We start from the raw sequence: 12,983 nt of genomic DNA, 5'->3' as shown, positions 1-12,983 counted from the left end.
CGCTGCGTTCAGTCTCTTTCGCTTCGGCCAGTTTCGGCGCCGCATGGTCGCCATTCTGGTGCAGGACCAGTCCATCCACCACGCCCTCGGCATCGCGCTTGAATGTCATGCGGATTCCGGCAACCCTGGCGAAGAATTCGTTGGGCGCGGACGGGAAGATGGGGAACGCATCCTGTCCGGTCGCCTGGGCATAGAGCCGACCGCTCATCCGGTACACCTTGAGCAGGAAATTGTCGGCGAGCTTGTAGACTCCCGCATACTCATCGAGCGACGCGCTGGGCAGCACAATCGCCTCAAGTGTCGGCGCAAGCGGCGCATCCGCGTCGAGCGCGGCGAAACCGAGATCGTCGGGATCCGTAGTCGTGTTGGTGAGGACGATGACGCCGCGCTTCCGGTCCGCCGTGAAGCCGAGAAAGCCTCTGTATCCGCCTGTCCCGCCATTGTGCGAGACGATTCCCTTATCGGTCGTGATCCAGGCCAGGCCAACGCGCACCGCCTTCGCCATGTCGCTGCGCGGCTGTTGCGCAAGATTCATCGCGGCGACCAACGGCGACGAACCGATGCCCATGTTGGCCTTCAGATAGCGCAGCATGTCGTTGGCTGTCGAACGCAGCGCGCCTGCACCTGCGAATGCGTCGAGGTCCCAGTTCTTTGCCGCTCCGCCGGTTTCGTCGTGACCGGGAGCGAGACGGGCGCGCATCGCGTCGGTGAACGCCGTGCCGCTCATCGTCATCCCGAGCGGCTGCAGAATGTGGTCGCTGACGAGGGCGTCATAGGTCGTGGACGCGGATTGCGCCAGCGCATGGCCCAGCAGCCCGTATCCCAGATTGGAGTATTCGTAGGATACGCCGGGCTCGCGCGGCAGCTGGTAATCGGCAAGAAATGCCGTCAGCTTCACCACATCGTAGTCGGCATAGGGATTTGCCGGGTCCTGCGGCATGAAATTGGACGGCATCCGCGGCAGGCCGGAGTGATGCGTGGCGAGATCGCCGAACGTGATCTCCCTGCCAGCGCCTGACGGGATCTTGAAGTCCGGCAGAAGTTGCGCCACCGGCGTATCGAGCGTTAAACGCCCTGAGAGCACCGCCTGTGCCAGCAACGTGGCGGTGAACGTCTTTGTGATCGAACCGATCTCGTAGACCGTCTCGCCATCGGGCACCTTGCCGTCATCGAGCTTGCCGAAGGCCACAACCTCGCTTCTGTCACCATCCACGACGCCGAACACCAGCGTCGGGTAAGTGCCCGTCGCGATCCGTTCCTGCGCGGCATTTCGGACGCGCTCGGGGAGAAGTCCTGCATTCGTCGAATTGGTGCTCATGAAACATGATCCAAAGGGTGTGCCGCGATACGCGCTTCAACAATGAAGGTGGGACCAAGGCGAAAAACAAGGTTCGCGGCTGAATATTCCGCACAAATAAGTCCGCGCACTGGTTGTTGCAACAATCTGCTCGCAACAGCCGGTTCCCTCCCCTCCGCCGGCGGCAAGCCCGCACCCGTGACAAGCGATGCAAACCGGGGCATACGGGATCGCCCTCCAACCTCATGGACCGCCTCGCCATGCTGCAAATACCCTCCGCTCCGTCCCTCGTTCGTCCGTTGATTGCTTCGCTCTGGCTCGCCTGCGCCGCGACCGTCGTGCATGCCGAGCCGGTCGCCGACGTCCATGCGCTGGCGCAGAAGGAACAGCAGCTGCTGCTCGACACGCTGCGCGATCTCGTCAGCATCGAATCCGGCAGCAAGGATCTCGAGGGCCTGAACCAGATTGCCGAGCGCGTCGCCAGCCAGCTCAAACAGCTCGGCGGCACCGTCGAGATCCTGCAGCCGACCGACATCTATCGCCTCGACGACACGCCCGAAAAGATCGGCCCGGCCGTCCACGCCACCTTCAAGGGCACCGGCACCAAGAAGATCATGCTAATCGCCCATATGGACACGGTGTATCTGAAAGGCATGCTGAAGGATCAGCCGTTCCGCATCGACGGCGACAAGGCCTACGGCCTCGGCATCGCCGACGACAAGCAGGGCGTTGCGCTGATCCTGCACACCGTGGCGATGCTGCAGAAGCTGAACTTCAAGGAGTACGGCACGCTCACGGTGCTCACCAATTCCGACGAGGAGATCTCTTCGCCGGGCTGGCGCAGCACCATCACCAAGCTCGCGGCCGACCAGGATGTCGTGTTCTCGTTCGAGGGCGGCGGCACCGACGGCACCTTGCGGCTCGCGACCAGCGGCATCGGCTCGGCCTATCTGACCGTGCAGGGCAAGTCGTCGCATGCCGGCGCACGGCCCGAGGGCGGCATCAACGCGCTGTACGAGCTGTCGCACCAGGTGCTGCAGATGAAGGATTTGTCGAAGCCCGAGCAGGGTCTGAAGCTGAACTGGACGGTGTCGAAGGCCGGCACCAATCGCAACGTGATCCCGGCTGATGCGTCCGCGCAGGCCGATGCACGCGCGCTCAAGGTGTCGGACTTCGACGCGCTGGAGAAGGCGCTGCAGGAGAAGATCAAGAACAAGCTGCTGCCTGACTCGAAGGTGGCGCTGAAGTTCGAGGTGCGCCGCCCGCCGCTCGAAGCCAACGAGGCCTCGCACCGCATCGCCGCCTACGGCAAGACGATCTATCAAGAGCTCGGAATCCCGCTCAAGGTGGACGAGAAGGCCACCGGCGGCGGCACTGACGCCGCGTTTGCCGCCCTCAAGACGCAGGGCGCCGTCGTGGAAGGCATGGGCCTGTCGGGCTTCGGCGCGCACTCCAACGATGCCGAATATGTCCAGATCAACAGCATCGTGCCGCGGCTTTATCTCGCCACGCGCATGATCATGGACCTGTCGACCGGCAAGCTGAAGTAATCACGAGGCCGGAACGGACGCGCGCCCCGCGAGGCGGAAGCTCAGTGTGAACTGGGCGCCGCCATCAGGCAAATTCTCCACCGCCACCGTTGCGGCGTGATCGTCGACCACGCCGCGAACGATCGAGAGTCCGAGCCCCGCGCCATCGGTGCGTCGGCGATCGCCGCGCCAGAAGCGCTGGAAGATCAGCCCCTGCTCGGCCGATGGAATGCCCGGGCCGCAGTCGCGCACCCGTACCGAGCCGTCGTCGCGGACCTCGACGTCGACGGAGGTTTCGTCGGCGGTGTATTTGATCGCGTTCTCCGCGAGATTGAAGATCGCCCGCTGCAGCATCTCGGCATTGCCTTTGACACGCACCGGCTCGTCGGTGCCGCGCAGCGCGATGTCCTTGCTGCGCGCCAGCGCGTAAGGCGCGATCGAGCCGACCACCTCGGCGCAGACCGCGCGCAGATCGGCGGTCTCGGCGGGATCGAGCACCAGCGTGTCGAGTTCGGCGATCTCCAGCAGCTGGCTGACGATCCGGCTCATGCCCTCGATGTCGGCCAGAAGCTCCTGCGCCCCGCTGCCCTTGTCCAGCGTCTCGATCCGCGTCCGCAGGATTGCGAGCGGCGTGCGCAGCTGATGCGCCGCATCCGCGGTGAACTGGCGCTGCGCGCGAAAACCGTTCTCGAGGCGGTCGAAGGCCTGGTTGACCGCGGTGACCAGCGGCAGGATCTCGCTCGGAATCCGCTCGGTCGGCAGGCGGATATCGGTGCGCGCCGGACCGATGTTCTTGGCCTCCTCGGAAGCACGCAGCAGCGGGATCACGGCGCGGCGGAAGATCACGATGTCGATCGCGAGCAGGATCAGCAAGATCGGGATCGTGATCCATCCGACCCGGCGGAAGAAATTGGAGACGATGTCGTCGATGATGACGTCGCGATGCGACAGGTCCTCGGCGACCCGGATCCGCACCGTCTGCCCGCCGATGGTCCGCTCGACGCCGCCGCTCGAGATCGCACCCGGCGCGGCATCGGTCGGCTTGCGATGCGAAGAAAACAGCAACCGGCCCTCGGCATCGTAGACATCGTATTGGTAGCGGCCATAGGCCTCGGAATAGAGCCCCTTCAGGCTCTCCGGCAGATTGAGCGTCAGCGTGCCGTCTGGCCTCACCGCAAGCTTCTCGCCGAGCACCTCGGCCTGGTCACGCATGGCGTCGCGGTGCAGGAAGGAAATCTCGGAATTGAGCAGCCAGAGCAGCAAGAGCGGCAGGAAGATCGCCACCACCGCGACCGCGACGATGTGCAAAAACACGATCCGCGATGTCAGCGAAGCGAAACGAAGCACGCTATTTCTCCTCGGCCATCATGTAGCCGACGCCGCGGATGGTGTGGATCACGGTCTTGGCGCCAAATTCGGCGAGCTGCTTGCGCAAGCGCGAGACGTAGACCTCCACCGCATTGGAAGCGACCTCGCCGGCGAGCCCGAAGATGTGATCCTCGACATTCTTCTTCGGCACCACCCGGCCCTGCCGCCGCAGCAGGATCTCCAGCACCGAGGTCTCGCGCGCCGACAGCACCCGCGGCTCGCCGTCGATGAAAACCTGGCGGCTCTCGGTGTCGAACACGAGATTGCCGAGATTGAGGGAGGCGCCGAGCAGCTGGCCGGGCCGGCGCAGGATCGCCTCGAGCCGCGCCACCAGCTCTTCGAGCGCAAACGGTTTTGCCAGATAGTCGTCGGCGCCGGTGCGCAGGCCGCTGACGCGATCCTGCAGGCCGTTGCGAGCGGTCAGCACCAGCACGGGCAGCGGGTCCGCCTTGCGGCGCAGCTCCGACAGCACCGACAGCCCGTCGCCGTCGGGCAGGCCGAGGTCGAGGATCATGGCGGCATAGTTGACGCTGCGCAGCGCATCGCGCGCCTCCATGACGTTGCCGACGATGTCGGCGGCATAGCCCGCCGCCATCAGGCCGCTAGCTACGAGCCGCGACAGCTCGACATTGTCCTCGACGATCAAAAGCCGCATATCATCACGTCCATCATCCACCGCCCGGGGCGCCTTCACTTCGCACAGTTCAATGCTCCAAGCCAGCCCATGCAAATTTCTACAGAGGTCATGGCTTGGGCAAACCCGCTGTGCAAACGAAGCGCTTTTCATCACAACGCATCGTGCCGCCGTGCCGCGCTATGTTTTCGCTATCCATCGCGTCGGCGGCGCCTATGGAAAATAAATAAAAGCGCCTGCGCCGCAATCAAAATTCGCCGCTGACACGCAACGTTTTGAACATCGCCGTAAGGTTGGCGTCAGCCGTCCCTGATAACAGGTGCGCTTCTTTTCGGGCGGATCGACGGCGATGGCAATTCGGAAAAGACATGCACCCTATCTGGCACTGCCGGTGATCGCGGGCGCGCTGCTCGGCGGCTGGCTGCTGACGAGCCATGGCAATGCCGTCGAGACCGCGAAGGCGGCCCAGAGCAAGGCGCCGCAGGACGTCGACGTCGCGCTTGGGACGGTTGCGTTGAACGACAAGCAGGCCGGGCAGTTCAAGGTGATCGCTGCCGAGCAACATACCTTCCGCACCACCAAGAACGCGGTCGGCTCGATCGACTTCAACCAGAACATGCTGGTGCAGGCGTTCACGCCGAACCCCGGCAAGATCGTCGACACTTTCTTCAACATCGGCGACGAGGTGAAGAAGGGCGACGCATTGTTCACCATCGACAGTCCCGATCTGCTGCAGGCCGAGTCGGCCCTGCTTGCGTCATCCGGCGTGCTGGAGCTGCAGACCCGCACCCTGGCGCGCGTCAAGCAACTGCTCAAGACCGGCGGCGGCGCGCAGAAGGATGTCGACCAGGCGACGTCGGACCAGCAGACCGCCGAGGGCAATTACAAGGCCGGGCGCGACGCGGTGCGGATTTTCGGCAAGACCGATGCCGAGATCGACCGCATCGTCGCCGATCGCAAGGTCGATTCGATCCTGGTGGTGCCCAGTCCGATCTCCGGGCGGATCATCGCCCGCAACGCCGCGCCGGGCCTCTATGTGCAGCCCGGCAACGCGCCGGCGCCCTACTCGCTCGCTGACCTCTCGACCATGTGGATGGTCGCCAATGTGATCGAGATCGACGCGCCGTCCTATCGGATCGGCCAGCCGGTCGAGGTGCGCGTCCCCGCCTATCCCGACGAGGTCTTCCGCGGCCGTGTCACCACGCTCGGCCTCAACATCGATTCCTCATCGCACCGCCAGCTGGTGCGCTCGGTGATCGACGATCCCCAGCACGAACTGCGTGCCGGCATGCTGGCGACGTTCACCATCGAGACCGCCGCCCCGCAGCAATCGGTCGGCGTGCCCGTCGACGCGATCGTGCGCGAGGGCGACGGCACCATGACCGTGTGGGTCACCACCGACCGCCATCGCTTCGAGCGCCGCACGGTGAAAACGGGGCTCGAACAGGACGGCTGGCGCCAGATCCTCGACGGTCTCGCCCCCGGCGAGCTCGTCGCCTCCACCGGTGCAATCTTCCTCAGCAACAAATTCGCCAACGCGGTCACGGGCTGATGATCGTGCTCCATCCCCGAGTGCGGTCTCGATCGCCTCTCCCCGCCCTTGTCCGCCGAAGCCTTGGCGTAGGCGGATGCGGGGAGCGGTGGGAATTCAGGCAATGCTTGAATTCCGGGTGAGGGGAAGCCTCCGCGAGCTCGCCACCCAACCGGGTTTGCGGTGACTGCCCCTCACCCTCTCTCTCTCCTCAAGAACGGAGAGAGTGAAACGAAGCGCATCGTCCGCGTCATCGGACGTCGTTCCCCAGCCCAACAAGTGCAGCACCTTGGTCAAGAGCATCCTCCAGTTCGGCCTGACCCGCAGCGCCATCATCGTGCTCGGCCTCGTGGTGTTCTGCGCCGCCGGCATCGCCGCGTTCACCAAGCTCAACATCGAGGCCTATCCGAACCCTGCCCCGGTCATTCTCGAAATCACCGCGCAGGCGCCGGGTCTCTCCGCCGAGGAGATGGAGAAGTACTACACGATCCCGATGGAAGTTGGGCTCTACCCGACGCCCGGCGTGGTCAACATCCGCTCGACCTCGTTCTACGGCCTCTCCTTCGTGCGCGTCACCTTCCGCTACGGCGTCGACTATTATTTCGCGCTGACGCAGACTGCCAACTCGATCCAGCAGAACATCCAGCTGCCCGGCAATCTGGTGCCGACCATCCAGCAGTCGAGCCTGGTCGGCGAGATCTATCGCTACCGGCTGGTCGGCCCGCCGAATTTCGGCCTGACCAATCTGCGCACGCTGCAGGACTACGTCGTCACCCGCCGCCTGATGACCCTGCCCGGCGTGGTGCAGATCAATGCCTGGGGCGGCACCACAAAGCAGTTCAACGTCGACGCCGACCTCGCCAAGCTCGAGGCCTACAACATCACCGTGCCGCAGCTGATCGGTGCGCTCGGCAATTCCAACGTCAATGTCGGCGGTCGCGAGATCGCGATCGGCCAGCAATCCGTCAACATCCGCGGCATCGGCCTGATCAATTCCGGCGGCGACGACGACATCACCAAGGGCTACAAAGTCCGCGACATCGAGAACATCGTGCTGACCCAGTCCAACGGGCTGCCGATCCAGATCAAGGACGTCGCCAAGGTCTCGGTCGGCTATGTGCCGCGGCTCGGTATCGCCGGCAAGGACAAGGACGATGACGTCGCGGCCGCGATCGTCGTGATGGGTCGCACCCAGCACACCAACGACATCATCCCGAAGGTTCAGGCGGAGGTTGCCAAGATCAACAGCGACGGCACGCTGCCCGCCGGCGTCAAGATCGTGCCCTATTACGACCGCAGCACGCTGGTCGGCGTCACCACCCACACGGTGATGCACAATCTGATCTTCGGCTGCCTGCTGGTGTTCGTGATCCAGTGGGTGTTCCTCGGCGATCTCCGCAGCGCGCTGATCGTCTCAGCTAACATCCCGTTCGCGCTGTTCTTCGCCATCGTTATCCTGGTGCTGCAGGGTGAGGACGCCAACCTGCTGTCGCTCGGCGCGGTCGATTTCGGCATCATCGTCGATTCCGCCGTCATCATGATGGAAAACATCTTCCGCAATTTCCAATCAACGCCCGAGAGCCGGCTGCGCGTCTTGAAGAATCTCGCGGACGGCTATTGGGGCCCGGATCCGACCACAGCGACGCATGGCCAGGCACCCGGCAACTGGACCGAGCGGCTGCGCATGATCTTCGTCAGCGCGCTGCAGGTCGACAAGGCCGTGTTCTTCACCGCCGCGATAACAGTCACCGCCTTCGTGCCGCTGTTCACCATGCAAGGCGTCGAAGGGCAGATCTTCGGTCCGATGGCGCGCACCTATGGCTATGCACTCGCCGGCGCCCTGCTCGCGACGTTCACGGTGACGCCGGTGCTGGCCTCGCTGCTGCTGCCGAAGCATATCGAGGAGACCGAGACCATCATCGTGCGCTGGCTGCGGCAGGCCTATACGCCGGTGCTGCGCTGGGCGCTCGGCCGCGTCAAGGTCGCGGTCGCCGCCGGCGTGATCTTCCTGGTGCTCAGCGGGCTTGCCGCGAGCCGGCTCGGCAGCGAATTCCTGCCGGCGCTCGAGGAAGGCAATTTCTGGATCCGCGCCTCGATGCCGCCGACCATCTCGCTCGACGCCGGCACCGATCCGACCCGCAAGATGCGCGAGATCCTGCTGCGCCATCCCGAGATCATCACCGTGGTGTCGCAGCACGGCCGGCCCGACAATGGCAGCGATGCCTCGCCCTTCTCCAATGTCGAGCTGTTCGCGCCGATCAAGCCGTTCGACGAATGGCCGCCGGGCCTGACCAAGGAGAAGCTGACCGAGGAGCTGCAGCAGGAGTTCGACGCCGAGATGCCCGGCGTCACCTTCAACTTCTCGCAGTACATCCAGGACAATATCGAGGAAGCCCTCTCCGGCGTGAAGGGCGCGAATTCGGTCAAGATCATCGGCCCCAATCTCGACGTGCTGGAGCAGCTCGCGACCAAGGTCTCGGAGGAAATGGCCAAGATCCGCGGCGTCGCCGATCTCGGCATTTTCCACCTCGTCGGCCAGCCCAACCTCAACATCAAGGTCGTCAGAGAGAAGGCCGCGCGCTACGGGCTCAACACCGGCGACGTCACCACCGTGGTGCAGGCAGCGCTCGGCGGCACCAACGCGACGACGGTGCTCGAAGGCGACCGGCAGTTCGGCGTCGCCGTCCGGCTCGACACTAAATTCCGCCAGAGCATCGATGCGGTGCGCGACATCAAGGTCGCCTATCAGACGTCGTCGGGCAGCAACGCCTATATTCCCCTGAGCGAGCTCGCCGACATCTCGCTCGATACCGGAGCGCTGTTCATCTACCGCGAGGCCAGCCAGCGCTATATCCCGATCAAGTTCAGCGTGCGCGGCCGCGATCTCGGCGGCACCGTCGCCGAGGCGCAGCAGCGCGTCGCGGAAGCCGTGCAGCTGCCGACCGGCTACCGGATGATCTGGTCCGGCGAGTTCGACAATCTGGAGGCGGCGAAGGCGCGGCTGATGGTCGTCGTGCCGATCACGCTGCTCTTGATCTTCGTGCTGCTCTACAGCCTGTTCAACTCGCTGCGCGACAGCCTGCTGGCGCTGGCCGGCATTCCCTTCGCGGTCGGCGGCGGGCTGATCGCGCTGTATCTGGCCGGGCTCGACTTCTCGATCTCGGCGGCGATCGGCTTCATCTCGCTGTTCGGTGTCGCCGTGATGGACGGCATCCTCAACATCACCTATTTCCGCGAGCTGCGCGCCTCCGGCATGAGCATCGCGGAGGCCGTATTCCATGGCGCCGAGCAGCGGATGCGGCCGATGCTGATGACCGCGCTGTCCGCCGGCGTCGGCCTGTTTCCAGCGGCGCTGTCGCACGGCATCGGCAGCCAGGTGCAGCGGCCGCTCGCCACCGTCGTGGTCGGCGGCATGTTCATCGGCCCCCTGCTGCTGCTGATCGTGGCGCCGGCGCTGCGAAAAATCTTCCTGTCGCGCGAACGCGCCGTCACACCGAGCGAGACTCCGGCCACCGCGCCGCCTGAAGCGGCACATTAGTGATGGCCTGCATGCTCCACATCTCGACAAGATCTCAATCCGCCGCTGCTTGGCGCGCGCTTGCGATGAGTACGCTCGCACTGTTCACCGCAAGCTGCGCCGTCGGCCCCAACTTCGTGGCACCTCCCTCGCCCGATGTCGCCGGCTACACGCGGGAGCCGCTGCAGTCGCCGCAGACCAACCGTGACGGCCCGCACGTGGCGCAGCAGCGCTTCGTCTCCGGCGCGGAGATCTCGACGCGCTGGTGGGCGGCGTTCCGTTCGGCCCCGCTGAACAATCTGATCCGCCTGTCCGTCGAGCGCAATCCGTCGCTGCAGTCGGCGGAGGCCGCGATCCAGGTTGCGAACTCCAACGCGCTGGCGCAGCGCGGCCTGTTCTTCCCGCAGATCGGCGTGAACTATACGCCGTCCGACCAGCAATTCTCCAACATGGCGACGCAAGCCGGCCCGGCCAATCCGCCGCAGAGCCGCTACACGCTGCAGACGGCGCAGCTCAACATCAGCTTCGTGCCCGACATCTGGGGCCAGAACATCCGCGCCGTCGAGAGTCTGGACGCGCAGACCGAGCAGGCCCAGTTCCAGCTCGAGGCGGCCTATCTAACATTGACCGCCAACGTCGTGACGGCAGCGATCCAGGAGGCCTCGCTGCGCGGCCAGATCGCCGCCACCGAGCGCATCATCAAGATCGAGCGCGACATCCTCGGCATCCTCAAGAACCAGTTCGATGCGGGCCAGGCCGCGCAGGTCGACGTGCTGGCGCAGGAGACCGCGCTGGCGCAATCGGAGCAGACGCTGCCGCCGCTGCAGAAGCAGCTGGCGATCCAGCGCGACCTGCTCACCGCGCTCGCCGGGCAGTTCTCTGCGGATGAGATCCTGCAGAAATTCAGCCTGCAGAGCCTCGTGCTGCCGAGCAATCTGCCGGTCAGCCTGCCGAGCGCGCTGGTGGCGCAGCGGCCGGACGTGCGCGCCGCGGAAGCCAATCTGCATTCGGCAAGCGCGCTGGTCGGCGTCGCCATCGCCGCCCGGCTGCCGAGTTTGACGATCTCGGCCAATCCGGGTGCCAGCGCCTTCAAGGCCGCCGAGCTGTTCACGCCGGGCACGCTGTTCTACACCGTCGCCGGCAGCGCGACGCAGACCGTGTTCGACGGCTTTACGCTGTACCACAAGCAGAAGGCCGCCGAGGCCGCGCTCGATCAGGCCAATGCGCTGTACCGGCAGGCCGTGATCACCGCGCTGCAGAACGTGGCCGACGCGATCCGCAGCCTGCAGGCGGACGCGCGCGCAGTGCAGACCGCGATCAAGGCCGAGGACACCGCGAAGGCCAGCCTCGAGATCGTGCAGAAGCAGCTGGTGCTCGGCCAGGTCAACCAGGTCAATGTGCTGAACGCGCAGCAGGCCTATTTCAACGCCGCCACCATCCGCGTCCTGGCGATGGCGACGCGGCTGTCCGACACCGCAGCCCTGTTCATGGCGCTCGGCGGCGGCTGGCCGGCGCATTGCCCGACCAGCGACTGGCGGGGCTGCGTGTTCGAGACGCGCGTGGCGTCGAAGAGTTGATGCAATCACTCTCGCGACCTAGGCACTCTCTCTTTTCCCCTCTCCCCGTTCTTACGGGGAGAGGGTCAGGGTGAGGGGCTGCCTCCGCGAAAACGGTGAGAGCCAGTTCGCGGTGAGTCCCCCTCACCCGGATTGCATCTGCGATGCAATCCGACCTCTCCCCGCACGCGGGGAGAGGCGAAGATGAAGCACCGCCATCACACCTGCGAGTGGCGCGCCATGAAATTGTCGTAGCCGACTTCCGCGACCTGGAACCACTGATAGCCGAGGTTGGAGAACGCGGTCAGGGACTCATACACCTTCTTGAAGTTGGCGTTGGTCGCCGCGACCTCGCTGTGCAGCTCCTTCGCCGCCTTGAAGGAGGCTTCCATCACCTCGGCCGGGAACGGGCGCAGCTTGGTGCCGCCGGCGAGCAGCTTCTTCAGCGCCGGCGGATTGGCCTGGTCGTAGCGTGCCATCATCCAGTTGTTGGCGAGATGGCCGGCCTGCTCCAGCACGTGCTGATAATATTTCGGCAACGCGTTCCACTTGTCGAGATTGATCATCGCCACCAGCATCGGGCCGCCTTCCCACCAGCCGGGGAAGTAGTAGTTCGGCGCGACCTTGTAGAAACCGAGCTTCTCGTCGTCATAGGGGCCGACCCATTCGGCGGCGTCGATCGTGCCCTTTTCCAGCGCCGGATAGATGTCGCCGCCGGCGAGCTGCTGCGGCACCGCGCCGAGCTTCTGCATCACCTTGCCGGCGAAGCCGCCGATGCGGAATTTCAGGCCGTTGAGATCGGCGACGGTCTTGATCTCCTTGCGGAACCAGCCGCCCATCTGGCAGCCGGTGTTGCCGGCAAGCAGCGAGGTGACGTTGTAGCTCTTGTAGAAATCGTTGAGCAGCTCCTTGCCGCCGCCGACCATGAACCAGGCCTGGTTCAGCCGCATGTTGGGACCGAACGGCACCGCCGAGCCGAAGGTGAAGGTCGGATCCTTGCCGTAGTAATAATAAGGCGCGGTGTGCCCCATCTCAACCGTGCCGTTCTGCACGGCGTCGAGCACCTGCAGGCCGGGCACGATCTCGCCGGCGGCAAAGGTCTGGATCTGGAATTTGTTGTCGGTGGCCTCGCCCACCGCCTTCGCCATCAGCTCGGCGCCGCCGTGCAGCGTGTCGAGCGATTTCGGCCAGCTCGTCGTTAGCCGCCATTTCAGCTCCGGCATCGACTGCGCGATCGCGGGTGCCGCGACCGCTGCGGCGCCGGCGACGCCCAATCCCGTGACCTTGATGAAATCTCTTCGCTTCATTTCGAATCCTGCCCTTTGGTTGTGTTTTTGAAGGCGCCGACCACTCGGATCGTGTCGCCCTGGTTTTCTTGGTCGGCAGGATCAAAGCCCGATCATGCACCCGCCTTCATGCCGAGGCTTGGGCGAAGAATGGAGCATCCCTTCCCTGAATACCAGACGCAAAAGCCCGGCCTCCTCGCGGAGACCGGGCTACTTTGGGCTTAGAACTTAGGCTTCGGTTCTGATCACGTCAGAACCGAAGCCT

7 protein-coding genes and 1 pseudogene are annotated in these 12,983 nt (G+C 64.8%); 4 read left to right on the top strand and 4 right to left on the bottom strand.

The genetic code is table 11. The annotated features are described in order from the left end of the window. Positions 1-70: 70 nt before the first annotated feature. Positions 71-1,318 (bottom strand): annotated as a pseudogene (locus JQ604_RS05430) (serine hydrolase); the annotation flags it as partial. Positions 1,319-1,557: 239 nt separating this feature from the next. On the opposite strand from JQ604_RS05430, the gene JQ604_RS05425 reads away from it, so the two are divergent. After that, a complete protein-coding gene (locus JQ604_RS05425) occupies positions 1,558-2,847 on the top strand; it encodes a M20/M25/M40 family metallo-hydrolase (RefSeq protein WP_212354042.1) in 1,290 nt (429 codons plus the stop codon). On the opposite strand, the gene JQ604_RS05420 is transcribed toward JQ604_RS05425, so the two are convergent. Then, the gene (locus JQ604_RS05420; protein ID WP_212354040.1) at positions 2,848-4,173 is read right to left on the bottom strand and encodes a sensor histidine kinase; all 1,326 of its coding nucleotides are present in this window, start codon (positions 4,171-4,173) and stop codon (positions 2,848-2,850) included. A gap of 1 nt (position 4,174) precedes the next feature. Beyond that, complete coding sequence (locus tag JQ604_RS05415; RefSeq protein ID WP_212354038.1) at positions 4,175-4,849, bottom strand: response regulator; 675 nt, start codon at positions 4,847-4,849, stop codon at positions 4,175-4,177. 328 nt (positions 4,850-5,177) lie between these two features. Here JQ604_RS05415 and JQ604_RS05410 point away from each other — a divergent pair, with 328 nt between their 5' ends. The 3 genes from JQ604_RS05410 (at position 5,178) to JQ604_RS05400 (ending at position 11,453) form a co-directional block, all read left to right on the top strand. Beyond that, entirely contained in the window at positions 5,178-6,380 is a 1,203-nt protein-coding gene (locus JQ604_RS05410) for an efflux RND transporter periplasmic adaptor subunit (protein WP_212354036.1), read from the top strand. Between the two features lie 268 nt (positions 6,381-6,648). Next, the gene (locus JQ604_RS05405) at positions 6,649-9,897 is read left to right on the top strand and encodes an efflux RND transporter permease subunit (protein ID WP_212354033.1); all 3,249 of its coding nucleotides are present in this window, start codon (positions 6,649-6,651) and stop codon (positions 9,895-9,897) included. A gap of 65 nt (positions 9,898-9,962) precedes the next feature. Continuing rightward, on the top strand, positions 9,963-11,453 hold the full coding sequence (locus JQ604_RS05400; RefSeq protein ID WP_249158041.1) for an efflux transporter outer membrane subunit: 1,491 nt from the start codon (positions 9,963-9,965) through the stop codon (positions 11,451-11,453). A 197-nt stretch (positions 11,454-11,650) separates the two neighbouring features. On the opposite strand, the gene JQ604_RS05395 is transcribed toward JQ604_RS05400, so the two are convergent. Then, positions 11,651-12,739 carry a TRAP transporter substrate-binding protein gene (locus JQ604_RS05395; protein ID WP_212354029.1) on the bottom strand — a complete coding sequence of 363 codons (1,089 nt, stop codon included), beginning with the start codon at positions 12,737-12,739 and terminating at the stop codon, positions 11,651-11,653. Between the last annotated feature and the right edge of the window lie 244 nt (positions 12,740-12,983).

This window comes from Bradyrhizobium jicamae (assembly GCF_018130695.1).
GTDB lineage: Bacteria > Pseudomonadota > Alphaproteobacteria > Rhizobiales > Xanthobacteraceae > Bradyrhizobium > Bradyrhizobium jicamae_B.
The sequence above is the reverse complement of the archived record's forward strand: the minus strand, read 5'-3'. Positions and strand labels throughout refer to the sequence as shown.